Source organism: Arthrobacter sp. zg-Y1171 (genome assembly GCF_025244845.1).
Taxonomy (GTDB): Bacteria; Actinomycetota; Actinomycetes; order Actinomycetales; family Micrococcaceae; genus Arthrobacter_B.
In genome coordinates, this window is the sequence record NZ_CP104264.1 from 3,202,633 (window position 1) to 3,225,794 (window position 23,162).

General features: G+C 66.9%; 26 protein-coding genes. 13 read left to right on the forward strand and 13 right to left on the reverse strand.

Features of this window, described 5'->3' with window-relative positions; translation table 11 throughout:
* Nucleotides 1-15: 15 nt before the first annotated feature.
* Nucleotides 16-2,412, reverse strand: a complete 2,397-nt coding sequence (locus N2L00_RS15080; protein ID WP_255862333.1) for an excinuclease ABC subunit UvrA — start codon at nt 2,410-2,412, stop codon at nt 16-18.
* Nucleotides 2,413-2,611: 199 nt separating this feature from the next.
* On the opposite strand from N2L00_RS15080, the gene N2L00_RS15085 reads away from it, so the two are divergent.
* The 6 genes from N2L00_RS15085 (at nt 2,612) to N2L00_RS15110 (ending at nt 6,414) form a co-directional block, all read left to right on the forward strand.
* On the forward strand, nt 2,612-3,019 hold the full coding sequence (locus tag N2L00_RS15085) for a hypothetical protein (RefSeq protein WP_255862332.1): 408 nt from the start codon (nt 2,612-2,614) through the stop codon (nt 3,017-3,019).
* An 18-nt stretch (nt 3,020-3,037) separates the two neighbouring features.
* Nucleotides 3,038-4,000, forward strand: a complete 963-nt coding sequence (locus N2L00_RS15090) for an alpha/beta hydrolase (protein WP_255862331.1) — start codon at nt 3,038-3,040, stop codon at nt 3,998-4,000.
* Between the two features lie 57 nt (nt 4,001-4,057).
* Entirely contained in the window at nt 4,058-5,224 is a 1,167-nt protein-coding gene (locus N2L00_RS15095; protein WP_255862330.1) for a DUF4232 domain-containing protein, read from the forward strand.
* Nucleotides 5,225-5,239: 15 nt separating this feature from the next.
* On the forward strand, nt 5,240-5,536 hold the full coding sequence (locus N2L00_RS15100; protein ID WP_255765333.1) for a hypothetical protein: 297 nt from the start codon (nt 5,240-5,242) through the stop codon (nt 5,534-5,536).
* 96 nt (nt 5,537-5,632) lie between these two features.
* On the forward strand, nt 5,633-5,878 hold the full coding sequence (locus N2L00_RS15105; RefSeq protein WP_255862329.1) for a hypothetical protein: 246 nt from the start codon (nt 5,633-5,635) through the stop codon (nt 5,876-5,878).
* Entirely contained in the window at nt 5,875-6,414 is a 540-nt protein-coding gene (locus N2L00_RS15110; protein ID WP_255862328.1) for a hypothetical protein, read from the forward strand. The genes N2L00_RS15105 and N2L00_RS15110 overlap by 4 nt, the downstream gene beginning before the upstream one ends.
* A 19-nt stretch (nt 6,415-6,433) precedes the next feature.
* Here the strand turns inward: N2L00_RS15110 and N2L00_RS15115 are convergent, their stop codons facing one another.
* The 3 genes from N2L00_RS15115 to N2L00_RS15125 form a co-directional block, all read right to left on the reverse strand.
* Nucleotides 6,434-7,279, reverse strand: coding sequence for an aldo/keto reductase (locus tag N2L00_RS15115; RefSeq protein WP_255765336.1), 846 nt, complete (start codon nt 7,277-7,279; stop codon nt 6,434-6,436).
* 28 nt (nt 7,280-7,307) lie between these two features.
* Nucleotides 7,308-7,712, reverse strand: a complete 405-nt coding sequence (locus tag N2L00_RS15120; protein WP_255765337.1) for a cupin domain-containing protein — start codon at nt 7,710-7,712, stop codon at nt 7,308-7,310.
* Nucleotides 7,713-7,908: 196 nt separating this feature from the next.
* On the reverse strand, nt 7,909-8,310 hold the full coding sequence (locus N2L00_RS15125; protein WP_255765338.1) for a VOC family protein: 402 nt from the start codon (nt 8,308-8,310) through the stop codon (nt 7,909-7,911).
* Nucleotides 8,311-8,475: 165 nt separating this feature from the next.
* Between N2L00_RS15125 and N2L00_RS15130 the strand changes: the two genes are divergently transcribed.
* Complete coding sequence (locus N2L00_RS15130; protein WP_255765339.1) at nt 8,476-9,228, forward strand: glucose 1-dehydrogenase; 753 nt, start codon at nt 8,476-8,478, stop codon at nt 9,226-9,228.
* A 68-nt stretch (nt 9,229-9,296) separates the two neighbouring features.
* On the opposite strand, the gene N2L00_RS15135 is transcribed toward N2L00_RS15130, so the two are convergent.
* Nucleotides 9,297-10,100: a MerR family transcriptional regulator gene (locus N2L00_RS15135; protein WP_255765340.1), complete on the reverse strand. Its 804-nt coding sequence runs from the start codon at nt 10,098-10,100 to the stop codon at nt 9,297-9,299.
* A 41-nt stretch (nt 10,101-10,141) separates the two neighbouring features.
* Nucleotides 10,142-10,528 carry a hypothetical protein gene (locus tag N2L00_RS15140; protein WP_255765341.1) on the reverse strand — a complete coding sequence of 129 codons (387 nt, stop codon included), beginning with the start codon at nt 10,526-10,528 and terminating at the stop codon, nt 10,142-10,144.
* Nucleotides 10,529-10,712: 184 nt separating this feature from the next.
* Here N2L00_RS15140 and N2L00_RS15145 point away from each other — a divergent pair, with 184 nt between their 5' ends.
* Nucleotides 10,713-11,441, forward strand: coding sequence for a GAF and ANTAR domain-containing protein (locus N2L00_RS15145; protein ID WP_255862327.1), 729 nt, complete (start codon nt 10,713-10,715; stop codon nt 11,439-11,441).
* Nucleotides 11,442-11,464: 23 nt separating this feature from the next.
* Here N2L00_RS15145 and N2L00_RS15150 read toward each other — a convergent pair whose 3' ends face one another.
* The 3 genes from N2L00_RS15150 to N2L00_RS15160 form a co-directional block, all read right to left on the reverse strand.
* Nucleotides 11,465-12,601 (reverse strand): serine hydrolase, encoded by a 1,137-nt coding sequence (locus N2L00_RS15150; protein WP_255862326.1) that lies wholly within the window; start codon nt 12,599-12,601, stop codon nt 11,465-11,467.
* A gap of 96 nt (nt 12,602-12,697) precedes the next feature.
* A complete protein-coding gene (locus N2L00_RS15155; RefSeq protein WP_255862325.1) occupies nt 12,698-13,264 on the reverse strand; it encodes a GNAT family N-acetyltransferase in 567 nt (188 codons plus the stop codon).
* Nucleotides 13,265-13,326: 62 nt separating this feature from the next.
* Nucleotides 13,327-13,515, reverse strand: coding sequence for a hypothetical protein (locus N2L00_RS15160; RefSeq protein WP_255862324.1), 189 nt, complete (start codon nt 13,513-13,515; stop codon nt 13,327-13,329).
* 179 nt (nt 13,516-13,694) lie between these two features.
* Here N2L00_RS15160 and N2L00_RS15165 point away from each other — a divergent pair, with 179 nt between their 5' ends.
* Nucleotides 13,695-15,092 carry a rhodanese-like domain-containing protein gene (locus N2L00_RS15165; RefSeq protein WP_255862323.1) on the forward strand — a complete coding sequence of 466 codons (1,398 nt, stop codon included), beginning with the start codon at nt 13,695-13,697 and terminating at the stop codon, nt 15,090-15,092.
* 7 nt (nt 15,093-15,099) lie between these two features.
* Here the strand turns inward: N2L00_RS15165 and N2L00_RS15170 are convergent, their stop codons facing one another.
* Nucleotides 15,100-15,357 carry a metal-sensitive transcriptional regulator gene (locus N2L00_RS15170; protein ID WP_255862322.1) on the reverse strand — a complete coding sequence of 86 codons (258 nt, stop codon included), beginning with the start codon at nt 15,355-15,357 and terminating at the stop codon, nt 15,100-15,102.
* 102 nt (nt 15,358-15,459) lie between these two features.
* Here N2L00_RS15170 and N2L00_RS15175 point away from each other — a divergent pair, with 102 nt between their 5' ends.
* Together N2L00_RS15175 and N2L00_RS15180 are read left to right on the forward strand one after the other, a co-directional pair.
* Nucleotides 15,460-16,050: a rhodanese-like domain-containing protein gene (locus N2L00_RS15175; RefSeq protein WP_255765348.1), complete on the forward strand. Its 591-nt coding sequence runs from the start codon at nt 15,460-15,462 to the stop codon at nt 16,048-16,050.
* A 47-nt stretch (nt 16,051-16,097) separates the two neighbouring features.
* Nucleotides 16,098-16,856, forward strand: coding sequence for a sulfite exporter TauE/SafE family protein (locus tag N2L00_RS15180; RefSeq protein WP_255862321.1), 759 nt, complete (start codon nt 16,098-16,100; stop codon nt 16,854-16,856).
* On the opposite strand, the gene N2L00_RS15185 is transcribed toward N2L00_RS15180, so the two are convergent.
* Nucleotides 16,853-18,235 carry a DUF2254 domain-containing protein gene (locus N2L00_RS15185; RefSeq protein WP_255862320.1) on the reverse strand — a complete coding sequence of 461 codons (1,383 nt, stop codon included), beginning with the start codon at nt 18,233-18,235 and terminating at the stop codon, nt 16,853-16,855. The two genes, N2L00_RS15180 and N2L00_RS15185, sit on opposite strands and share 4 nt — an antisense overlap.
* Nucleotides 18,236-18,447: 212 nt before the next feature.
* Between N2L00_RS15185 and N2L00_RS15190 the strand changes: the two genes are divergently transcribed.
* Complete coding sequence (locus N2L00_RS15190; RefSeq protein WP_255862319.1) at nt 18,448-20,214, forward strand: MDR family MFS transporter; 1,767 nt, start codon at nt 18,448-18,450, stop codon at nt 20,212-20,214.
* A 1-nt stretch (nt 20,215) separates the two neighbouring features.
* Entirely contained in the window at nt 20,216-20,680 is a 465-nt protein-coding gene (locus N2L00_RS15195; RefSeq protein WP_255862318.1) for a MarR family winged helix-turn-helix transcriptional regulator, read from the forward strand.
* Here the strand turns inward: N2L00_RS15195 and N2L00_RS15200 are convergent.
* Both N2L00_RS15200 and N2L00_RS15205 read right to left on the reverse strand, forming a co-directional pair.
* Nucleotides 20,664-22,295, reverse strand: coding sequence for a PAS domain-containing sensor histidine kinase (locus N2L00_RS15200; RefSeq protein ID WP_255862317.1), 1,632 nt, complete (start codon nt 22,293-22,295; stop codon nt 20,664-20,666). The genes N2L00_RS15195 and N2L00_RS15200 overlap by 17 nt on opposite strands.
* On the reverse strand, nt 22,292-23,104 hold the full coding sequence (locus tag N2L00_RS15205; protein WP_255765354.1) for an alpha/beta fold hydrolase: 813 nt from the start codon (nt 23,102-23,104) through the stop codon (nt 22,292-22,294). Before N2L00_RS15205 ends, N2L00_RS15200 begins: the two co-directional genes overlap by 4 nt.
* Nucleotides 23,105-23,162: the final 58 nt, after the last annotated feature.

Below are 23,162 nucleotides of genomic sequence, written 5' to 3' on the forward strand. Positions count from 1 at the left end.
CTGCCGGCAGCAAACCTACCCCGCCACGTACGCCGCCAGATGCTGGCCGGTCAGCGTGGACGCGTCCGCCACCAGATCCGCCGGGGTCCCCTCGAACACGATGCTCCCGCCGTCCCGCCCGGCACCGGGACCCAGATCGATAATCCAGTCCGCATGCGCCATCACCGCCTGGTGGTGCTCGATCACGATCACGGACTTCCCGGCATCCACCAGCCGGTCCAGCAGGGCCAGCAGTTGCTCGACGTCGGCCAGGTGCAGCCCGGTGGTCGGCTCGTCCAGTACAAAGACGCCTTCCTTGCCGCCCATATGCGTGGCCAGCTTCAGCCGCTGCCGCTCGCCGCCGGAAAGCGTGGTCAGCGGCTGCCCCAGCTGCAGGTACCCGAGCCCGACGTCGGCCAGCTGGCTCAGGATCTTATGTGCGGCCGGGGTGCGGGCTTCGCCGTCGCCGAAGAACTCCTGCGCCTCGGCCACTGACAGGGCCAGCACCTCGGCAATATCCTTCCCGCCCAGCGTGTATTCCAGCACCGACGCCTGGAAGCGGCGGCCTTCGCAGTCCTCGCACACCGATTCCACCGTGGCCATCACGCCCAGCTCGGTGTAGATCACGCCGGCGCCGTTGCAGGACGGGCACGCCCCTTCGGAATTGGAGGAAAACAGGGCAGGCTTCACCCCGTTGACCTTCGCGAACGCCTTGCGGATCGGTTCCAGCAGACCGGTGTACGTGGCCGGGTTGCTGCGCCGGGAGCCGCGGATGGCACCCTGGTCCACCGTCACCACGCCGTCCCGCCCGGACACCGACCCGGTGATCAGCGAGCTCTTGCCGGAGCCGGCCACCCCGGTGAGGACCACCAGCACGCCCAGCGGAATGTCGACGTCGACGTCGCGCAGGTTGTTGGTGGCGGCACCGCGCACTTCCAGGGACGACGACGCCCGCCGCACCGAGTCCTTGAGCCGGGCCCGGTCCCCGAGGTGGCGGCCGGTCAGGGTGCCGCTCTTCCGCAGTCCCTCCAGCGGCCCCTCGAAGGTCACTGTGCCGCCCTCGGTGCCGGCGCCCGGCCCCAGGTCCACCACGTGGTCCGCAATCGCGATGGTTTCCGGTTTGTGTTCCACCACCAGCACCGTGTTGCCCTTGTCCCGCAGCTGCAGCAGCAGCTGGTTCATCCGGGCAATGTCGTGCGGGTGCAGGCCGATGGTCGGTTCGTCGAAGACATAGGTGACGTCGGTCAGCGAGGAGCCCAGGTGGCGGATCATCTTGGTCCGCTGCGACTCCCCGCCGGAGAGGGTGCCCGAGGGGCGGTCCAGGGAGAGGTAGCCCAGCCCGATTTCGGCGAAGGCATCCAGCAGGTGCTGCAGTCCGGCCAGCAGCGGCGCCACCGAGGGTTCCTTCAGGCCGCGCACCCACCCGGCGAGGTCGCTGATCTGCATGGCGCAGACATCGGCGATGTTGAGGCCGCCGATCTTCGAGGACCGCGCCTCCGGGCTGATCCGGGTGCCGTCGCATTCGGGACAGGTGCTGAAGGTAATGGCCCGTTCCACGAAGGCGCGGATGTGCGGCTGCATCGCTTCGGGATCCTTGGACAGCATGGACTTGGAGATCTTGGGGATCAGCCCTTCATAGGTGAGGTTGATGCCCTCCACCTTGATCTTGGTGGGCTCCTTGTACAGCAGGTCATGCAGCTCGCGCTTGTTGAACTTTGCAATCGGCTTGTCCATGTTGAAGAACCCGGAGCCGGCGTAGATCCGCCCGAACCAGCCCTCCATGCTGTAGCCCGGCACCGTGATGGCGCCTTCGGACAGTGATTTCGCGCCGTCGAACAGTGCCGTGAGGTCGAAGTCGGTGACCGCTCCCGTCCCCTCGCAGCGCGGGCACATGCCGCCGAGCCGGTTGAACACCGCCTTTTCCGCCCGGGTCTTACCGTCGCCCCGCTCCACCGTGATGGCGCCGGATGCCTTCACGGACGGGACATTGAAGGAATACGCGTTGGGCGGGCCGATGTTCGGCTGCCCCAGCCGGCTGAACAGGATGCGCAACATCGCGTTGGCGTCGGTGGCGGTACCCACCGTGGAGCGCGGGTTCGATCCCATCCGTTCCTGGTCAACAATGATCGCGGTGGTCAGCCCCTCAAGCAGGTCCACCTCCGGCCGGGCCAGGGAGGGCATAAACCCCTGCACAAAGGCACTGTAGGTCTCGTTGATCAGCCGCTGGGATTCTGCAGCCACGGTCCCGAATACCAGCGAGCTCTTGCCGGAACCGGACACTCCGGTAAACACGGTCAGCCGCCGCTTGGGAATCTCGATGCTGATGTCGCGCAGGTTGTTCACCCGTGCACCCTGCACCCGGATCACGTCATGGCTGTCCGCGGCGTGGGCCGCCGCCCCGGTGCCCGTGCTCGTCGTCGTGTCCGTGCTCATTGCCGCTCCATCCGCCCAGGCCGGTACCCGGGCCTCATTGTCCCGTGCCTTCACCGACGGTCCGATTCTGCCCGGTCGCTTCCGGCGCGGCAACGGCTGACGGGAACGACGACGGCGGGTCCCGGCAGGCGCGGCCTTTCCGCACGCGCGGAAGGCCTGGCCGATCCTGCACATCGGCGCCTGAGCTACACTCGGGCGCATGCCCGCATACGCTGCACCCCCTCCCCAGGCGCCGCTGACCTTGGCAATGATCGTGTGGGCCATCTGCGGGGTACCGGCCCTAATCGGGGCGGTCCTGGCGGCAGCTTCCCTCCAGTCCGCCCTCGCCGGGACGGGCTCCACCTGGGACCAGGCTCTGCGCTTCCTGCCCTTTCTTCTCACGTTTTTCGGGGCGGTAGCTGCCTATATCGTGTTGCGGCGTGCCACCTCTGCGGGCCAGGCCTGGCTATGTTCAACACTCACCGGGATGCTGCTCCTTGTGGGTGCGCTTCCCGTTACGCTGAGCCTCGGCGGGGCGTTGGTGAGCGAGTGGTGCGAGGGCGCCCCGGGCGGCCGGGGGTATAGCCCGTCCGGAGCAGCGGAGGAAGTTCCCTGGCTGTGCCGGTAAGCAGAAGGAAGGTTCACGATGGCAAAGCTTGATCTCCGGGTGCGGCTGGTGGGCAAGGTGCTGGGCAGGGTTTCGGTGGCGCACAAGAGCGAGGAACAGATCCTCGCTGACCAGCAGCGCACCATCAAGCACAACCCGGTTCTGGACTGGGTGCTGGGCGGGGTAGCGTCCGGCGTAAAGCTGAAGGACGACACCGCCGCGGGTGCGGAGGGCCGGATCCCCGTCCGGGTGTACCGGCCGAAGGACGCCGACGGAACGTTGCCCCTGGTGGTCCTGATCCACGGCGGCGGCTGGACCGTCGGCAACCTGGATATTTATGACTCGCTGGCCAGCACCATCGCCCGGGACGCACGCGCCGTCGTCGTTTCCCTCGAGTACCGGCTGGCGCCGACGCATCCCTGGCCCGCCGCCGCCGAGGACTGCTATGCGGCGCTGCTTGAGGTGGCCGCCCGTGCCGATGAATGGGAGGCCGACGCCGGCCGGCTCGCCGTGGTGGGCGACAGTGCCGGAGGCAACCTGGCGGCGGTGCTGACGCTGATGTGCCGGGACCGGTCCGGTCCCGCCATCGCGTTCCAGGGGCTGATCTACCCCGCCACCGATATGACCTTGGGCAGCCCGTCAATCGAGGAAAACGCCAACGCACCCATCCTCACCAAGAAGGACATCCTCCGCTACGGCAGCCTCTATGTCCCTGACCTGAAAGACCGCAGCAACCCGTACGCCTCACCCCTGCTCGCACTGGACCACACCGGGCTGCCGCCGGCACTGATCCAGGTAGCCGAACACGACCCCATCCGCGACGACGGGCTGCGCTACGCCGAAGTGCTGCGCAAGGCGGGCGTTCCCGTCCGCGTCACCACCTATGTAGGGATGCCGCACGGTTACCTGGCCTTCCCGCGGCTGTGCCGCAGCGCACCGCAGGCGCTGGCGGAACTGTGCGCGGAGCTGCGACGGCAACTCGCACCGGCAGCGGTGCGGTAACTCCCCGCACGCGCCGCTGCCGGATCCGGCTTGAGGATGACGGGGTACCCTCGCGGCATGGGGAACTCTGCCGCAAGATTGAAACCGCTGCTTCTACCCGCCGCCGTCGCCGCCCTCTGGCTGCTTTCCGGCTGGGCCTTCGAAGCGCTGCTGACCGCAGGGAACGGCCGGATACCGATCCATCTGGCTTCACTGGTCTCCCCGGACACTATGCCGGTCCGCATCAAATCTCTCCTAGACGGTTCCGGCCTGGTGCTGGTGGCCGGGTTAACAGCCCTGGCCGTGGCCGCGTTCACCTTGGTGCTCCTGCCCGATAGCAGGAAGACCGGTACCCGGGGCGCGCTCTTCCTGGCCAACTGGATGAGCGTGACGCTGGCGGCCGTGGCCGGTTCAGCGGTGCTGGCCGTGGCTTCGGTCCTAGCCCAATGGCCCCTGGGCCGGGCACAGTGGATTTTTGACCTGCTTGGGCCCTCGCTGCTCACCGGAGCGTATTGGGGGGTTGCCTGGGGCTGGGTGCCGGCCCTCGTGGCCACCTTCCTTTCCGCCCCCGCTTCCGACGGGGCGGGTTCCCATCTGCCGGAGAAACGTCACGCAGCCCGGGTTCCGGAGGAACCCGCCCTCACCGCCCGGGTTCGGCAGCGTGGCTGGGCCTTGGGGGCATTCGCCCTTTTCTCCGCAGCCGTGATGGTTGCGCTTCCGCTCACCGCCCGCGACCCCTCGCAGCCGGCCCCGGAACCTGCCGCGACGCCCACTCCGGAGCCAACGGTTTACGGTGCCGCCCCGGTGGGTGCCGCCCTCTCCGAGCCAGATCCGCTGTGGTGCACCGGTGAAGAAGTCGAGTCCTCGATCGGCGGGTGGGATGCGGCCACGGGCCACCGGGCAGCGCAGATCACCGTGCGAAACACGGGAACACGGTCCTGCACGGTGCAGGGCTACCCGGATCTGGACTTCGAGAGCAGCGATGGCTGGGTCATGGGCATCACCGCGGTGCACGGCGGCTCCCATATGACCGAGGATCCTCCGGTGGAGCCGGTGACGCTGGCCCCGGGCGAGGAAGCAGCGGCCTCGATCGGCTGGCGCGGTACGGCCGGCGCGGGCATGGTCCGGGTAGGCACTTTGCTGGTGGCGCCCTACTCCGGGACCCAGCGGCAGGAACTGGAGGCGGACATCGATCTGGCGGAACCCGGCTATCTGACGGTCACAGCTTGGGCGCCCGCAGGCTAGGCCTTCCCTGCGGCCATGACCCCCGCCTTCGACCGTGAAGACATGATCGACCCGACGGACAGCCAGGACATCACCGCCGCCGCGGATAGCGCGGATCCGATGGACAGCACCGACCCAAACGATCCGATCGAACCGATCGAACACGCCGATCCCACACTGCCGATCGACAGCACCGAGTTCTTCGACCCGATGGACAGCACCGACCCGGATGACCACAACGACAACACCGAACGTTCCACGTCTGCTCCTCTTCTCTTCAGCGCACCTTCTTTTCAGGGCACCGCTGATGGTGCACCAATGCCCGCACCCTAGCCGCCGCGGCCCCCTAATACGCGAGTACCGCAAGCCGGAAAAAGAAGTGTCAACAAATCCTTGACGTTTCTATGGCGTCAAGCTTTGATTGACACCATGAAAACTTTCCGCATCTTCACCGCCGTTTACGCCGCAGTGATGTTCCTGGTTGGTGTTGCTCTGTTTGCCATCTGGTTGCTGCTTGACCTGCATGGTTTCCCCAAGGGCCTCTGCCAGGGCGGTGGCTTCGCTCTGATCGCGCTCAGCGTGTACCTTGCCGTCACGCAGGTCCGGCGGGGAAACACGGACAGCAGCGGCACCGAATACTGGCTGCCCAGCCGAGATGCCGGGGAACAGCCGTGACCCGCGGCCCGGTCACCGATCTGCAGGAACAGATCGGCGCACTGATCCTCGGCGACTACGACGACGCCGGGACCCTCACCGAGGAGGACCACCTCGCCCTGGTGGCTAGGGCGGGAGCCGCCGAGCAGGCCAGCCAGCAGCTGCAGCACCGTGCCGTCGCGGCGGCCCGGAGCGCGGGAGTCAGCTGGGCCGCATTGGGCCGTGAGCTGGGGATGACCCGGCAGGCGGTGCAACAGCGTTTCGGTGCCCGCCCGGAGGAACAGGCCCCCGGTTCCCGCGAGCGCTGGCTCGGCCCGGTCACGGCCTTCGATGAAATGCCCGAGCTGGAACTGGCCGGGCGGCTCGGCTGGCGCACCATCGGCGTCGACATGCTCCGGCACCGGATGCTGCAGACGGACACCCAGTGGGAACACCGCCGCGTCCTCTGGACCCGGCCGTCCTCCCACTACGAAACGGACGGCTGGCAGGTGGGGAGCCGGTCCTTCCCATGGCTCTACCTCGTGCGGGACCTGCATCGGGCGCCCGAAACGAAGTAAGACACCCGGGCGCCCGAACCTACTCCAAAGTGACCCCGCTCAACCGGGCCACAGCCTCGGGGTCCCGGTGGTCGAAGAACATGGACTTCCCGGTGTCCAGGTCGGCAATCGCGGCCATTTCCTGGGGGCTGAGCTCGAAGTCGAACACGTCGAAGTTTTCCGCCATCCGGTCCGGCCGGACCGATTTCGGGATCACCACTATCCCGCGTTGGATCAGCCAGCGGAGCACTACCTGGGGAATGGACTTCCCATGCGCCTCGCCGACGGCCGAGAGAGTGGGATCGGAGAAGAGGTTGTTCTTCCCCTCGGCGAACGGTGCCCAGGACTCGTGCCGGATGCCGCGGTCGCTCATCAGCTGGTTTTCGACCGCCCGCTGGTAGAACGGGTTGGTTTCAATCTGGTTCACGGCCGGAACCACGTCGTGGTGAATGACCAGGTCCACCAGCCGGTCAGGGGCGAAGTTCGAGACCCCGATGGCCCGCGCCGCGCCGTCGCTGTAGAGCTGTTCCATCACCCGCCACTCGCCGTAGACGTCTCCGAAGGGCTGGTGGATCAGGTACAGGTCCACGTACTCCGTACCCAGGTTCTGCAGCGAGGCCTCGAAGGCCCGCGTGGTGGTGGCCTCACCGTTGTCCTGGATCCAGAGCTTAGTGGTGATGAACAGTTCGTTGCGTGCCAGGCCGCTCTTCTGCACTGCACGCCCCACGGCGGCCTCGTTTTGGTAGGCCGCGGCGGTGTCCAGCGAGCGGTATCCCGCGGCCAGCGCGTTGGTCACGGCCTCTTCGGTCTCGTCCGGCGGGACCTGGTACACGCCGAAGCCCAGGATCGGCATTTCGACGCCGTTGTTCAGGGTCACGTTTTCCATCGGCATTCCTCTCGTTGGTCATCCGAAATCAGGGCCGGGTACCGTATTCCTCGTCGGTGACGAGATCGCCCCAGTCGGACTCCGCGCCGTCGTCGAGCGGGGCCTCCCACATGGCCAGGTGGGTCATGAGGTTGTCCGGGGCGGCGCCGTGCCAGTGCCACTCCCCCGGCGGGGTGTAGACGGTGTCTCCGGGGCGCATCGTCAGGATGTCCCCGCCCCGGGACTGAATCAGGCCGTAGCCTTCGGTGACGTGCAGGGTCTGCCCAACGGCGTGGACGTGCCAGGCGGTGCGGGCGCCGGGAGCAAAGTGCACGGCGTTGACACGCATCCGGGACGGTGCCGGCTGCGGTGCCGCAATGACTTCGAACCAAACGTCGCCGGTGAACATGTGTGCCGGTCCCTTGGTGCTGGGTCTGCGCGGTTCCAGTTGCATGGGGGCTCCCTGGGCGAACGGGTTCGGCGGGGTGTACGGGTGGCCGCGGATGCTGCGGTCATTCGGCCGCCATGGGCCTTTCGAGATTACAAGCTGTGACCGGCAGGCGGGAGGCTCTCCGCACCGTTTCCACGCCGGACGGCCAAATTTGGTACCGGCAGTTCCGCGCCGGCACCGGCCCTTCTGATCAGAGGCCTTAGACTGCTGCCGCCGACGCCCGGCGCTCCTCGTCGCTGCGCAGGATGCAGAATTCGTTGCCCTCCGGATCGGCGAGCACCACCCACCCGGTGCCGTCCGCGTTGCGCCGGTCGTCCACTTCGCGGGCGCCCAGCCCCAGGAGTCGCTCGAGTTCCTGGTCGCGGGTACCTTCGGCGGGCTTCAAGTCCAGATGGACGCGGTTCTTGATCTGCTTGGCGTCCGGAACCTCGATGAACAGCAGCCGCTGGGTGCCGTCCTGCGAGAAGATCATGCATTCCTCCTCGCCGGGCCGGTTCGGGTCCTCCGGGTCTTCCCGGAAGCCGAGGATCCGCCGCCAGAACACGGACTGCCCGTAGGCGTCGAGGCTGTCGAAGGAGGTGTGGGAGATCAGGGATGCCATGAGGAGGAGCCTAAAGGGTTTCCTGCGGATATGACACTGCCCACAACGGGGCCACTCCGTCGGGTATTGCCCGATTCCGCCGCCGTACGATCGAAAAAGGGCCCCGCCCCACCCCAGCGCCGAACGTGCCGTGGAAACCGGCAATCCAACCAGGAGGATCCAACCGTGAGCGAACGACTCAAAGACAAAGTAGCCCTGATTACCGGCGCAGCCAGCGGTATGGGCGCTTCCCATGCGCGCGCTTTCGTGCGTGAAGGCGCCAAGGTGATGATCGCCGACATCAACGACGACGCCGGTGCCGCCCTGGCCGCGGAACTGGGCGACGCCGCCCGCTACGTGCATCTGAATGTCACCAGCGCCGAGGACTGGGCGGCCGCCGTGGCAGCCACGCTGGACACCTTCGGCGGGCTCAACATCCTGGTGAACAACGCCGGCATCCTCGACGGCGGCCCGCTCGGCCAATACCCGGCGGAGCGCTGGCAGCGGGCACTGGACATCAACCTGACCGGACCCTTCCTCGGCATGTCCGCAGCAGTCGAGGCGCTCAAGGCGTCCGCGCCGTCGTCGGTCATCAACATTTCCTCCACCGCCGGGCTGGAGGGCATTGCCGGAATGCACGGCTACACGGCGTCGAAGTTCGGCCTGCGCGGACTGACGAAGTCCACCGCACTGGAACTCGCCGCGTCCCACGTGCGGGTCAACTCGGTGCACCCCGGGTCCATCCAGACCCCGATGACCGCCGTGATGGGCAGGCAGAAGCCGATCGACTTCACCGAAACCACCCTCACCCGGCCGGCGGCTCCGGAAGAGGTCACCAGTGTGGTCGTCTTCCTGGCCAGCGACGAGTCCAGCTTCTCCACGGGCGCGGAGTTCGTGGTGGACGGCGGGATCACCGCCGGGAAGATCTACAACGTCTAAAGCGGCGGAGATCCGCGGACCGGCGCACCCGGCGCCGGTCCGCGGTGCTTGTCCTCGGGCAGGTTTCCTTACGCCGGCTGGACGGGCTGCTGCAGCTCCGTGACCCAGTCCGACTGGTCATCGGAGGCCGCACGGATATACACCTCGCGGCACGGACCCGAGAGAACAAAGCCGCGGGCAATGGTCTCTGTATGCACGGCCTGCCAGCTTTCCCCTATGCGGTCCATGGCGCCGAGGTGGACACCGCAGATGGCCGTCGGGACGGACGGCAGATCCACCAGCTCCACGCCGTCGGGACCTGCAGTGGAGACGGCATACCCGGCCATGATGTGCATGCCGTTTTCGCTCGTCTCGTACTGGGCGATCGGCCTATCCAGGGATGCGCCGGTGGGTGCCAGGGCCTTCGCCACGGCGTCGAACAACGGCCCGACGACGGCGGCCACCTCGTGCTGTTCGGAGACGACGGCGGTGCGGGCGGCCAAACGGACCGCGGGCAGGGACTTCTGCACAATTTCGATCTGGGACATGGCATTTTCCTTTTCAATGAGATGGAGCCGTCGTTCCACGTCGAGGAGCCTCGCGGCCGCTGTCCGCTGTTCGCTCTCCACCTCGGCCCGCCGGATGCGGAGCATCCGGGCGATCCGGTCGGCGTCGACGCCGGCATCGAGGATGGAGGCAACTTCCTCCAGGCCGAAGCCGAGCTGGCGGAGGGCGACGATCCGGTGCAGCCGTTCCAGCTGCGAGGGATCGTAGGAGCGGTAGCCGCTGAACTCGTTCACGTGGGCCGGGACGAGCAGCCCGGCGGTGTCCCAGTGCCGCAGCATGCGGTGGGTCACCTGGCCGATCTGCGCGAAGGCTCCGATGGATAGCATGTCTCAGTTCTCCTGCCTGCCACTGTGTCAGGGTCAAGCACTTAGATGGCGCGGCCCCCAAACCCGGTAACCGCGGCGAACACCAGGAAGTAAATCAGCGTCTGGAAGATAGCCACGGTGATGGCGCACATAACCACGTTGACCCAGCCGAGCACCTTGCCCGCAGTTGCAGGGACATTCAGCGCCTCGGCTTTCTGGGCGTAGTAAATGGCCATGGGACCGAGGACGAATCCAGCGACAAACAGGCCGAGCACACCGAAGAGCAGCGACTGGTTCTTAAAGCCCTCCCCCGCTGCACGCCCGCCGGGCAGCTGGGCAGACGCCGGGTAGGACGGGAATTGAGCCGACGCCGGGGGACGATCCCCCGATTCCGCTGTTGTTGGGTAGGGGTAGTGGTCGTTCTGCGGATCAGGGTGGGGCGTGGACACGGGGCCTCGTTTCTACGGTGCTGTGTTTCTGCTGCGCTTCGGGACTGCGTTTATCCTAGGGCTCGTCGGTCCCATCCGGAGCGTAACGCGTAAGTTCAGGCCGCGTTGCCGCCGGCCGCGCGCCGTCGTCCGTGGACCATTTCCCAACCGTCTCGCGGAGAAGCACGTTGGGTAAGCTGTTGCAATGACAGCCCTTACTCGCGGAACCTCAGTTGCGGCGCAGCTGCAGCAACTCATTCTGGACAACCCGGGCATGGAGCTTTTTCTTGAAGCCTTCGCCGGACAAGCTGCGGAACTCTTCAGCGACCCGGACCAGCTCTTCTGCAGCATCACCCTGAAGCGGGACAAACGCGCCCAGACCGTGGCCAGCAGCAGCACCGAGGCCAACAAGCTCGATGAACTCCAGTACGGGTACGGCGACGGTCCGTGCCTGTACGCGGCGGAGAGCGGAGAGCTGACGCTGGTGCCGGATACCCGCACCGGTTCCCGCTGGATTGAGTACTTCGAGGCTATCCATGGCCTGGGCTGCTATTCCATGCTCGCCGTCCCCCTGCTCATTGGTGACGACGGCGGCGCGGCCCTCAACCTGTACGGCAAGAGCACCGGTATTTTCACCGATGATTTCGTGCATGCCGTTGAGGACTATGCGGCGGAAGCTGCCGTGACGCTGCAGGTTGCCGTTCAAATCGCCAACCACAAAGACGACAGCGACGATCTGCGCAAAGCCATGGAATCCCGCACCGCCATCGACATTGCCGTCGGTATCGTTGCCGGACAGAACCGCTGCAGCCAGGAGGAAGCCTTTGGCATCCTCCGGCGGGCGTCCAGCCACCAGAACATCAAGCTGCGCGAGCTGGCTGAACGGCTGGTCGAGTCGGTGACCGCTGCCAAGGTAGCAACCCACTTCGCATAGGAAGACCTCCAGGCCGCGGCCGACTAAGTAGCGGTATTCCGAATACTCTCCCGCAGCTCCCCGAACGGTTCCCAGAAGAAATCGAAATGCTCCTGCGGGCTACCCATGAACCGTTGGGTGAACACGACGCCGATGTCCCCGTCGGGATAAACGGCGGCGCTGGTGCCGGATCCGCCGGCCCACCCCCACATGCCCGGCTCCGACCAAGGCGCCCCGCGCCCGGTCTGTACGGCGGTCATGAACCCCCAGGACTCGTCCGGACCTGCCACTTCAGCCACGCCGACCTGCTGCGGGGAGGTCAGCTGGTCCGCGGTCATCTGGTGCCGCAGCTCGGCCGGCAGCACCGTGTCATCCGCGAGCCCGGTGAGAAAGCGCATGAAGTCCGGCACGGTGGAGACCATGCCGCCGCCCAGGGACGCGAACTTCGGCGGTCCCGCCATGGCATCCCGGTAGGACACCGCCTCGAACAACGCGCCGTCGTCGTTAACCGCGTACACCACCGGGAAATGTTCGGTGCCCGTCGGGAAGCCGGTGCCGGTCAGCCCGAACGGTTCGCTGATCCGCTCCTGCACCAGCTGGTCCAGGGGTGTGACAGTGGCTGCCGCGAGCAGGACCGAGAGCACGTCCGCGCTGGCGTGGTACATCCAGCGCTCCCCCGGCTGGTAGGCCAGCGGCAGGCTGCCGAGCCGGGCCAGATACTCCTCGGGGGTCATGTCCGGCGGGTTGGGTCCCCAGAGGAAGTCCTGGGTGGCCGCCACGTACGGGGTCGGATCGAAGTCGACGCCGGCGGTGAAGGTCAGCAGGTGGCGCACCGTGACGGGGCCGCGGGCCGGGACCGTCAGCGTCAAAGGGGCATCCGGTGTGGGAAGCACCCGCAGGTTTGCGAGCCCCGGCAGCCACCGGCCGGCCTCGTCATTCAATCCCAGCGCGCCGTCGGCCACCAGGCTCATGGCCAGGGCGCCGCCGATCAGCTTGCTCAGCGAGGAGATGCGGAACGGAGTGTCCTCGGCCATCGGCTCGGACTGGTCGAGTCCCAGTGACCCGGTGGCGAAGATTTCGGTCTGCCCGTTGATCCGGACCCCTGCCACCAGTCCCGGGCACCAGCCCGATTGGACGGTCTCGGTCAGCCTGTCCCAGAGGGGTGCGGCGATGCCTGGCATTCCTCAACTGTCCGCTTCCGCGGGGCGGGGCGTCAACGGACGAGGGCCGCGTGTGTGCCGGAGCGGATGATTGCGGGTGCACCGTCCCGGCGCCAGCTACCCCTCGTGTCCCCTGACCGCTCCATAAACCAGCAGGTCCCGCCGCTGCCCGGAAATCTCCATGTAGCTGCGCAATAGTCCTTCGCGCGCAAAACCCGCGAGTTCGGCAGTGCGGATGGAGGCGGTATTCCAGGGCTCGATGTACAGCTCCACGCGGTGCAGTTCCGGAATGGTCCAAGCGAACTCCAACGCGGCGAGAAGTGCCGAGGCGGCAAACCGGTGGCCGCGGGCCGACGGAGTTATCCCGTAGCCGGCCTGGGCGCGGCCCGTCGCCAGCTCCCGGAGCCACAGCCCCAGCTGACCCACGCAGCGGTCGGTGCCGGCGTCGGCCACCGCAAAGGAAAAGCCGGCACCTTCCGCGTACCGGTTCCGCTGCCGCTCCACCCACTCCATCGCCTGCTCCACACTGGCGTTCCCGGCAAGAGTGCCAATGGCGGGGAAATACTCGTCCCGGGACATCTCCATGACCGTGGCCGCGTCCTCATCCCGGAAGGGCCGCAGGCGCACGTTGCCGTGCTGCGGATCGACGGACGGCCAGGCTGGCATGCCGGTGCTGGTTTCCATGCCGCCAGCCTGCCACAGCCGCACCTGCCGAGGCCGGAGGCGCGGCCTGCCCCGGACGTCGCTTACTTACGCCCGAACAGTTTCCCCAGCCATCCGCCGGACGACTGGGCGCCGGCCGCAGCTTTTCCGGCGTCCGCGCCGCAGCTGCAGCGGTCCGCCTTCGGCACCCCGCGCATCACCTGGTCAACGTGGTTTCCGCATCCGGCCCACGTGGTCTTGCCGCATTTGCCGCACTTTACTGCTCTGCACATTTTGCTTGTTCCTTGGCTCGATTTCCTACCGGACTTGGTGCCCCTCCACCATCGTGGCAGATACCCCCTAGGGTATGCAAAAGCATACTCCTCCGGTTTGCCTGCATACCCCCGGAGGTATTACCGTCGAAGCAGACGGATACCCCAGGGGGTGTCCAAAACCCCCAAAAGGAGATTCCATGCTGCTTGAACGCATCTATGACGAGGACCTGGCCCAGGCAAGCTACTTCATCGGCTGCCAGCGCCAGGGCGAGGCCGTGGTGGTGGACGCCCGCCGCGACATCAACACCTACCTGGAGCTCGCCGCCGCCAACGGCATGCGCATTGTCGCAGTCACCGAAACCCACATCCATGCCGATTACCTCTCCGGCACCCGCGAGCTCGCGGCCGCCACCGGCGCCGAAATGTACGTTTCCGGCGAGGGCGGCACCGACTGGCAGTACCGGTTCGAGGCAGCCCGACTGCACGACGGCGACACCGTTTCCCTCGGAAACATCACCCTCCAGGCCCTGCATACCCCGGGCCACACGCCGGAACACCTCTCCTTCCTGGTCACCGACGGCGCCTTCAGCAGCGAACCCGGCTACCTGCTCTCCGGCGACTTCGTCTTCTCGGGAGACCTGGGCCGCCCCGACCTGCTGGATGAAGCCGCCGGCGGCGTGGACACCCGCTTCGAAGGCGCGCGGCAGATTTTCCGCAGCCTGCAGGAGAAGTTCCTGACCCTGCCCGACCACATCCAGGTCTACCCCGGCCACGGCTCGGGCAGCGCCTGCGGCAAGGCGCTCGGCGCGCTCCCCTCCACCACCGTGGGCTACGAACGCCTCTACGCATGGTGGGGCAAGTACCTTGCCGCCAATGACGAGCAGGGCTTCGTGGATGAACTGCTCGACGGGCAGCCCGATGCGCACGCCTACTTCGGCCGGATGAAGCGCGAAAACCGGCAGGGTCCGGCCGTGATGGGCGAACGCTCACCGCTGCAGGAACTGTCCACGGACGACGTCGCCCGCGGGTTGGCGCAGGACACCCTCACCTTCGTGGACACCCGTCCGAACGGCCAGGTCCACAAGGGAACCGTCTCCGGATCGGTCAACATCCCCGCAGGCACCAAGACCGCCAGCTTCGGCGCCTGGGCCGTCGACCCCGAAACCGACCAGCGCCCGCTGGTGCTGCTCGCCGCCGATCAGGGCTCTGCGCAGGAGATGTGGGACCACCTGGTCCGGGTCGGCATTGACCAGGTGGCCGGATTCACCACCACCCTGGACGGCCTGCCGCAGACCCTGCCGCGCCTGATCCAGCCGGAGGAGCTGGACGGCTTCGACGCTGCCCTGGTCCTTGATGTCCGCAACCGCACCGAGCACGGCGCCGGCCATATCCCCGGCTCCAAGCAGCTCAGTGCCGGCCGGGTGCTCTGGAACCTGGACCAGCTGCCGGACGAGGGGACCATCGTGACGTACTGCCAGAGCGGCGTGCGCAATTCCGTGGCCGCCAGCGCCCTGCGCCGGGCCGGGTACGACATCGTCGAACTGGACGGCAGCTACGCCGGATGGACCGGCATGCAGGCCCGCAACAACAGCTGATTTCCGCCTAGGCCAGGGAGAGGAAAAGCTTTTCGAGGTCCTTCTTGTCCATGGAGCCGTCCTCGTTGAGCAGGCACTGCTCCAGACCGGCCGCGATGACTGCGAATCCTGCCTTGTCCAGGGCCTTCGACACAGCGGCCAGCTGCGTGACGATGTCCTTGCAGTCCCGCCCCTCCTCGAGCATGCGGGTGACGGCGGCCAGCTGCCCCTGAGCCCGCTTCAACCGGTTGATGACGGGTGCGAGTTCGTTGCTGTCCAGCTGCATGGATTTCTCCTCCGGTGGTGGTTTTCCTACCGGAAGTATACCCCCAGGGGTTTCGCCCCAGCATGCCCCGCAGAACTACCTACCTACAGAAATGAGGGCCCCATGGCCTCCTCCGCTTCCCCCGTAACCGAGCTCGACGCCGCCACCCTGCAGAACTGGATGGGCCGGCACGAGGACCTCGTGATCCTCGACGTCCGTTCCGCTGCCGAGTTTGAAAGCATGCACATCCGGGGCTCCTACAACGTGCCGCTGCCGCTGCTGTCCGAGCACACCGATGAACTGGCCACACGCCTGGGCGACCGCGTGGTGCTGGTCTGCCAGTCCGGTGTCCGCGCCGAACAGGCCCGCGGGCGGCTCAGCGGCACCGGCATTAACACCGCCCAGGTCCTCACCGGAGGAGTTCCCGCGTTCGCCGCGGCCGGCGGCGACGTCGTCCGAGGGGCCCAGCGCTGGTCCCTGGAGCGCCAGGTCCGTATGGCCGCAGGCTCCCTGGTGATCGCCGGCCTCGCCGGCGGCCGGTTCGTCTCCCCCAAGGTGCGGCTGCTGGCCGGGGGAATCGGTGCCGGACTGACGTTCTCCGCTGCGACCAATACCTGCGCCATGGGCCAGGCGCTGTCGAAGATGCCGTGGAACAAGGCGGCATCCGAGCCCACGGCGGAGTCGGCCATTAGCGCATTGCCCGCAAAGCGCTGACCCGGCCCGCATCCACCACCACTGCCCCACTTTCAAGGACACCACCCATGACCGTCCCCCTCGCCGCGACCCTCCTGCTTTCCGTGCTGATCGGGCTCTCGCTCGGCCTGCTCGGCGGCGGCGGGTCCATCCTCACCGTCCCGATCCTGACCTACGTGGCCGGCATGAGCCCCCGCGAAGCCATTGCCTCCTCCCTGTTCGTTGTTGGCGTCACCTCGGCCTTCAGTGCCGTCGGACACGCCCGCAAGGGCCGGGTGAAGTGGCGCACCGGGCTGCTCTTCGGCGCGGCCGGGATGACAGGGGCGTTTGCAGGCGGCCTGCTCGGCGGGCGGATACCGGGAGCGGTGCTGATGGTCGCCTTCGCCCTGATGATGATCGCCACCTCGGCGGCGATGATCCGCGGGCGCAAGGGCGGGGCCGTGGAATCCCATAGCAAGGAACTCCCGGTGGGGAAGGTCATTGTGGAAGGCCTGGTGGTGGGTTTGGTGACCGGCCTGGTGGGCGCCGGCGGCGGCTTCCTGGTGGTCCCGGCGCTGGCCCTGCTGGGCGGGCTTTCCATGCCCGTGGCGGTGGGAACTTCGTTGGTGGTCATTTCCCTGAAGTCCTTCGCCGGCCTCGCCGGCTACCTCACCACCGTGTCCCTGGACTGGGCGCTGGTGGGCGGTGTCACTGCGGCGGCCATCGTCGGATCGCTGATCGGCGCCCGGCTGGTCGGACGCATTCCCGAGGCCTCACTGCGCCGCGGCTTCGGGTTCTTCGTGCTGGCCATGGGCATTTTCGTCCTGGCCATGGAATTGCTGCCTTAGACCGAGCGGGTCTCCCCCGCCCGGTCCCCGAAGGCGGCTTCCAGGTCCCCGGCCAGGGCCTCCTCCACCCGGCGGGCCATGTCGCGGACCTCCTGCCCGTCAGCCACCGCCAGGTTCCGTGAGGTGTTCTCGAGCACCAGCGAGGACTGCCGGCGGATCTCCTCGCGCTGGTTCTCATTGACGGCAGTGGCCGCGCAGTCACGCAGCAGGCGCTGCACGGCGGTGAGCACAATCGGTTCGGAATCCGCGAAGCGGCGGACCGGTCCGCAGACCAGGTCCAAGAAGTACCGGTAGTCACGGCCCACAGTGACCAGGCGCAGCACCCCGTCGCGATCTTCCTGCCCCTCGGGGCCGAGCCGCCGGCGCGAGATGTCCACCAACAGATCCGCACAGTAGCCCAGTGCATGGGCGGCGGTGATCGGATCATTGATGCTCGGGGAAATGGCCTTGACCGCAATGTCGGTCAGCTGGCGCAGCCCCAGCGCGGCGTCCTGCTCCGGTGTCCGTTCATAGCCGATCTCCAGCGCACCCGCCAGAGACTCGCGCACGGCACCCAGCGGGACCGGGCCGCCGTCGTCGCTCCAGACCCGGGCCACCGGCGTGCCGATGGTGACGTGGTCGCCTGGCTGCACCTCCATCCGCATAGTCAGCCCGTGTTCGTGCAGCATCTGGACCAGGGGCTTCGCGTGCACTGCCTGCACGATGCCGCTGCGGCCGACCGGCACGGGAGTGCCGCCGTCGGGCCGGGGAAAGTCCTGCACCTCGCCGGTATCGGATGCGGGATAGGTTTCGCGCAGCACCGCCAGGCAGCCCTGATGCGCGTTGAGCATCATGGTGTCCACCCGCAGCGACCGGGTGATGTGCCCGATGAACAGGAGCAGCACCACGCCGCTGGCAATCCCCAGCACGTAGACCAGGCCCACCACCAGCACCGGGACGGAGCGGTCCACCTCCATCCCGTAGAGGCCGGTGACGGACGCCATAAACGTTCCCATCAGCACGCCCAGGATGGTCTGGGTCCGGGCATCCCGGGCAAAGTCGCGCAGCAGCCGGGGCGAAAACTGCTGCGAGGCCAGCTGCAGTGCCACCACGGTCAGGGAGAACGTCACGGTCGCGGCCGTCATCACGCTGGTGGCCACGGTCTGCAGCAGGCTGCTCGCGGCATCGACGCCGGCCGGCCAGATCCAGCGTGCCCACGCGACGTCGTCGCCCGGGCGGACCTGCAGCAGCAGCAGGGTCAGCAGCACCGCTGCAAGCGAGGCGCAGGTGGGCCAAAACCAGAGGGAGGCACGCAGCGCCTCCCGGGACACCCGGAAGCGCGGCTCCAGGCCCGGGTGGTGCGGCGGGAAGGTGGACGAACCATGCACGGTATTGCTCATCGGTGCCCCTTGGAAAGCGGAATCTCGGCCACCCTTCATTGTGCCCGGCTTCACCGCTGCGCGCTCCGATCCCACAGCCGGAAGACGACCTCGTCACCTTCCCCCATGAGATCAGTCACCGAGGGGCGCATCTGGTCAGGGCAGCAAAAACCCCGGACGTACCGTTGATTTAAATCAACCTTTAACCGTCGTTCGGCTTTTTGGAGTACCCCATGTCCGTTTCCCCTGCCCCGCAGGGCGCCGCACCCACAACCCGAGCCGAGGTGCGGGCTGAAGCAAAACGCAAGCACCGTGCCGTTCTCCAGGCCCTGACCGGCCTGCTGCTGGGCATGTTCGTCTCGATGCTGGCGAATACGGTGGTGAGCACCTCGCTGCCGGTGATCATCTCGGACCTCGACGGCGACCAGGCCGCCTTCACCTGGGTGGTCACCGCCACCCTGCTGGCCACCGCGGTTTCGACCCCGATCTGGGGCAAGCTCGCAGACCTGCTCAACCGCAAGGTCCTGGTCCAGCTGGCCCTGATCATCTTCATTGTCGCCAGCGCCGCGGCAGGTTTCGCGCATAACACCGACTGGCTGATCGCCATGCGCGTGGTGCAGGGCATCGGCGCCGGCGGCCTCGGCGCGCTGACCCAGATTGTCATGGCGGACATTGTTTCGCCGCGCGAACGCGGCCGGTACATGGGCCTGTTCGGCGCCGTGATGGCCCTGTCCACGGTGGGCGGGCCGCTGATCGGCGGCGTCATCACGGACACCGTCAACTGGCGTTGGAACTTCTACGTCGCCGTGCCGCTTGCCGCCGTCGCCCTGGTGATGATCCAGAAGACCCTGCACCTGCCGCCGCTGAAGAAGCGCAAGGTGCAGATCGACTACGCCGGCATCGTGCTGCTTTCGGCATCCGTGTCCTGCCTGCTCATCTGGGTTTCCCTGGTCGGCACCGACTTCGGCTGGGCCAGTGCGGCCACCGCATGGATGGTCGGCGGTTCACTGCTGGGCCTGGCGGCGTTCGTGGCCGTGGAACTGAAGGCCCCGGAGCCGCTGATCCCGCTGACCCTGTTCCGCAACCGGACCTTCACCTTCGCAGTGATCGGCTCCCTCGCCGTCGGCGTCGCCATGTTCGGCACCACCGTGTTCCTGTCCCAGTACATGCAGCTGGCCCGCGGCGCATCCGCGACCATGTCCGGGCTGATGACCATCCCGATGATGGCAGGCCTGCTGATCATCTCCACCATCGTGGGCCGGATGATCACCAAGAGCGGCAAATGGAAGGCCTACGTGGTGGTCGGTTCCGTGCTGCTGACGGCGGGCCTGGTCCTCATGGGCACCATCGAATATGACACGAACTTCGGGCTGGTTTCCCTGTACATGTTCCTGCTCGGCGCCGGCGTGGGCATGGTGATGCAGAACCTGGTGCTTGTGGTGCAGAACGACGTTTCCACCCGGGATCTCGGCGTCGCCAGCTCCAGCATCAACTTCTTCCGCACCATCGGCGGCACCGTCGGAGTTTCCGCGCTGGGCGCGGTGCTGGCCACCCAGGTGACGGACCGTCTGGCCGAGAAGCAGGGCGAGCTGATGGCCGCCATCGGCGCGCTGGGCGAGGAGGGCAAGGCGGTCGCCGCGTCGCTGGCCTCCGGCAGCATCCCGAATGTGAAAGCGCTGCCCGAATCCGTGCGCCTCATTGTGGAATCCGTGTACGGCTCCTCGGTGGCGCACATCTTCATGATCGCCGCCCCGCTGGGGATCCTGACCCTGCTGGCGGTGCTCTTCCTGCCGAACCTGCCGCTGGGCAGCCTGACCCGGCACGAGAAGATGCAGGCCGAAGAAGCTGCTGCGGCGTCCGGCAAGGACTCCGGGGATAAGTCCGCGAAGGACTCCGGGACCACTGCAGAAACGGTAGCCGCCGTGTCCGAAGAGGCAGCCGGGCAGGATCCGGACGTAGCGCCCGGAAAGGATGTTCCGGCCGGGAAGAACAACGCATAGGGTGACGACGTCGGCAGCCGGGGACGCTGACAACATCACCTTCGAGTCCGCCGTCCTGGAAGTGGAGCGCGAGTTTTCGGTGATGCTTGCCGCCGCTCGGGGGACGTTCAAGGACGCCGCCTCAGCGGTTCATCCGGGCGTGCAGCCGCTGGGGTTCACGGTGCTGATGACCCTGTACCGCGGCGGCGAATGTCCGCAGGGCAGCGTGGCCGAGGCCCTTCAGGTGGACAAGGCCCTGCTCAGCCGGACCGTGTCACAGCTGGAAACCCTGGGCCTGGTGGTCCGCCGGGCGAACCCTTCCGACGGGCGGGTCCAGCTGCTGGACCTGACGCCGGAAGGCCGGGCCCGTTTCGAGAATGCCCACTCGGCGAAGCGGGCCCTCCTGCGGGACCGGCTCGGGAGCTGGACTTCGTCCGAGCTGCAGAACCTTACCGACCTGCTGAAGAAGCTTAACGAGCGGGACTGATTCCGGCCGCGGTTTCCGCGGCCAGGGGCAGGGGCAGGGACACCGTGAACTCGCTTCCCTGCCCCGGAATGCTGACGAAGCTCAGCTTTCCTCCGTGCGATTCCACAATGTTCTTGGTGATCACCAGGCCCAGCCCGACCCCGGGCACCGCCGAGGCGACAGCACGGCGGGACCGGAAGAACTTTGTGAATACCTTTTCCTGTTCTGCTTCGCTCATTCCGATCCCGGTGTCTGCCACGGAAAGGCGGACCGCGTGCTCGTCCTGCTGAAGGCGGACTGTCACCGTTCCCCCGTCCGGGGAGTACTTCACGGCGTTGGACAGCAGATTATCGACCACCTGGGCCAGGCGCTGCGGATCCGCATCAGCCGTCAGCGAGGCCGGAATCTCCGACACCAGGTCCACCCGTCCCGCAGTTGCCTTCGGGGATACCGACACCACGCCTGCCCGCACGATTTCGGCCAGGTCCACCGGCCGGCGGTCCATTTTGGTGGCTCCGGACGCTACGGACAGCAGATCGGACACCAGCGCCAACAGTCGTTCCGAGTTGCGCAGCGCAACATTCAGCGCTGAGGTCACCACCGGGGACAGTCCCTCCTCGTCCAGTGCGAGGTCAAGGTAACCCATGATCGAAGTCAGCGGGGTCCGCAGTTCGTGGGACACACTCGCCACGAATTCCTCCTGGGCCGCGACGGCATGGACCAACCGGCTGACATCGCTGTAGACGATCACCGATCCGGAAACCACTCCTTCCGCCCTGATGGGCCGGGCGGAGACATTGAGGGCCATCTGGTTTCCACGGTCCAAGGACCCGAACCATACCAACCGGTTCGAGAAGGACTCACCCGCGACGGCCCGCCTCACCGGACTCTCGACATCGGACAGGGGCGTGACGCGGTCCGGACCGAAAATCGGCCGGTCCCCGCCCGGGGTGACATCCGTTTGCACCCTGTTCCAGGCGGACTGGAGGTGGGCGTTTGTCAGCATGGTCCTGCCCTGCGCATCCACCACAAGCAGGCCGACGTCGATCGTGTTGAGCACCGTTTCCAGTAAGGCTTCGCGCTCCCTGCTCTTCGCCAGATTCGCCTGCAGGACGCGGTCTTTCTCCTCCAGTGCCTTCTGCTTTTCCCGGGTTTCTTCTTCCGCTGCGGCCCGCGCTGCTTCAGCCGCCTCGGCTTTGCGCAGGGCAGCCACCAGCTCCCGCTCGTAGAGCCTGCGTTCGGAGGCGTTAAAGACGGCGATCCGGTCCACGCCGGCCCCGTCTCGGGCGTCTTTTTCCTCCGAGCGCACGCCGGAGAGGAGAACCGGAATCAGGTCCCCGTCTGCGGATACCAGCTCCGCCGCCATTTCGTTGAAGCATCCCGCCACGGCCAGCTGCGGTACGGCGTAGGAGGTGAAGACCACCTGGTCTGCCAACGGCATCAGGTCAATGATGTTGCCTCCGAGCAGCCCCTCCCGGGAATGCCCGGTCCAGGAGGCCAGCGTCCGGTTGGCATCCAGGATCGTTCCGTCCGTGGTGAGGACGAGGTACCCGGAAGCCGCCGCGTGGAAGTGCTCCTCGTACACGCCGTCGCCGGCCTGCGGACCATCCGCCGCTGCGCTGGTCGCGCCGGTCATGCCTGAACCGTCGGCAGGTACTGGAGGATGGCCTCGGCCGTCTCTCGGGGGTTGATGATGTGCGGCATGTTGCCGCGCGTTTCCAGTTCCACAAGCGTGCTGCCGGGGAGATGCCGGTGCAGGTACAACGACGCCGTTTCCGGGGTCAGCGGGTCGGCCCGCGACTGCAGCACCAGGGTCGGAACAGATACCAGGGGCAGCAGGTGCCGGATGTCCGTGGCAAAGCTCATTCGCAGGAAGTCCCGCACGTACTCCGGATGCAACCGGCACAGCCGGTCCGCCAATATGTCATTGATCTCCGGGCCTGCGTCCGCTCCCGCTATGCCCGCGCTCATCGTCCTCGCCCAGAGGGGGTAGTTGGCCTCCACCGCATCAATAACCTTCTGGATGTCGCCGGGGGCGAATCCACCCGAATAGCCCTCGTCGTTGACGTAGCAGGGCGAGGTGCAGAGCAGGATGAGGCGTGCAATCCGAGGGGTGCGCGCTGAGGCGGCCAGCGCCATGGTGCCGGCAATGCTGTGCCCCACGATGGTGGCGTCCTGCACATCCAGGGCATCCAGCACCTCGATGAGGTCGCCCAGATAACCTTCCAGATCAGCGTATTTTGCTGCGTTGTAAGCCTCCGGATCGGCCTCCCCGGTTCCTACATGATCAAACAGCACCACTTTGTAGGCGTCCGTGAAGAACGGCAGGATCGGGTCCCAGATCACCTGGTCGCAGCCAAAGCCCTGGACCAGCAGCAGCACAGGGCCATCGGGACGTCCAAGCACCCGGACGTTGTTGCGCTGGATTACTGCCTGGGCATTCATCCTGCACCTGCTTTCGGTTGATCCGTTCGAAGCGTGAGCGGGGCGGTTCAGCGGATGG

Excerpts from the sequence above, each read along its gene's own strand:
- N2L00_RS15200 (WP_255862317.1), bottom strand. The coding sequence starts at position 22,295 with ATGACCGGCGCGACCAGCGCAGCGGCGGATGGTCCGCAGGCCGGCGAC.
- N2L00_RS15190 (WP_255862319.1), top strand. The coding sequence starts at position 18,448 with ATGTCCGTTTCCCCTGCCCCGCAGGGCGCCGCACCCACAACCCGAGCC.
- N2L00_RS15165 (WP_255862323.1), top strand. The coding sequence starts at position 13,695 with ATGCTGCTTGAACGCATCTATGACGAGGACCTGGCCCAGGCAAGCTAC.
- N2L00_RS15150 (WP_255862326.1), bottom strand. The coding sequence starts at position 12,601 with ATGCCAGGCATCGCCGCACCCCTCTGGGACAGGCTGACCGAGACCGTC.
- N2L00_RS15090 (WP_255862331.1), top strand. The coding sequence starts at position 3,038 with ATGGCAAAGCTTGATCTCCGGGTGCGGCTGGTGGGCAAGGTGCTGGGC.
- N2L00_RS15105 (WP_255862329.1), top strand. The coding sequence starts at position 5,633 with ATGAAAACTTTCCGCATCTTCACCGCCGTTTACGCCGCAGTGATGTTC.
- N2L00_RS15155 (WP_255862325.1), bottom strand. The coding sequence starts at position 13,264 with ATGGAAACCAGCACCGGCATGCCAGCCTGGCCGTCCGTCGATCCGCAG.
- N2L00_RS15120 (WP_255765337.1), bottom strand. The coding sequence starts at position 7,712 with ATGCAACTGGAACCGCGCAGACCCAGCACCAAGGGACCGGCACACATG.
- N2L00_RS15205 (WP_255765354.1), bottom strand. The coding sequence starts at position 23,104 with ATGAATGCCCAGGCAGTAATCCAGCGCAACAACGTCCGGGTGCTTGGA.
- N2L00_RS15160 (WP_255862324.1), bottom strand. The coding sequence starts at position 13,515 with ATGTGCAGAGCAGTAAAGTGCGGCAAATGCGGCAAGACCACGTGGGCC.
- N2L00_RS15100 (WP_255765333.1), top strand. The coding sequence starts at position 5,240 with ATGACCCCCGCCTTCGACCGTGAAGACATGATCGACCCGACGGACAGC.
- N2L00_RS15135 (WP_255765340.1), bottom strand. The coding sequence starts at position 10,100 with ATGCTATCCATCGGAGCCTTCGCGCAGATCGGCCAGGTGACCCACCGC.
- N2L00_RS15115 (WP_255765336.1), bottom strand. The coding sequence starts at position 7,279 with ATGGAAAACGTGACCCTGAACAACGGCGTCGAAATGCCGATCCTGGGC.
- N2L00_RS15170 (WP_255862322.1), bottom strand. The coding sequence starts at position 15,357 with ATGCAGCTGGACAGCAACGAACTCGCACCCGTCATCAACCGGTTGAAG.
- N2L00_RS15185 (WP_255862320.1), bottom strand. The coding sequence starts at position 18,235 with ATGAGCAATACCGTGCATGGTTCGTCCACCTTCCCGCCGCACCACCCG.
- N2L00_RS15085 (WP_255862332.1), top strand. The coding sequence starts at position 2,612 with ATGCCCGCATACGCTGCACCCCCTCCCCAGGCGCCGCTGACCTTGGCA.
- N2L00_RS15125 (WP_255765338.1), bottom strand. The coding sequence starts at position 8,310 with ATGGCATCCCTGATCTCCCACACCTCCTTCGACAGCCTCGACGCCTAC.
- N2L00_RS15180 (WP_255862321.1), top strand. The coding sequence starts at position 16,098 with ATGACCGTCCCCCTCGCCGCGACCCTCCTGCTTTCCGTGCTGATCGGG.
- N2L00_RS15175 (WP_255765348.1), top strand. The coding sequence starts at position 15,460 with ATGGCCTCCTCCGCTTCCCCCGTAACCGAGCTCGACGCCGCCACCCTG.
- N2L00_RS15080 (WP_255862333.1), bottom strand. The coding sequence starts at position 2,412 with ATGAGCACGGACACGACGACGAGCACGGGCACCGGGGCGGCGGCCCAC.
- N2L00_RS15145 (WP_255862327.1), top strand. The coding sequence starts at position 10,713 with ATGACAGCCCTTACTCGCGGAACCTCAGTTGCGGCGCAGCTGCAGCAA.
- N2L00_RS15095 (WP_255862330.1), top strand. The coding sequence starts at position 4,058 with ATGGGGAACTCTGCCGCAAGATTGAAACCGCTGCTTCTACCCGCCGCC.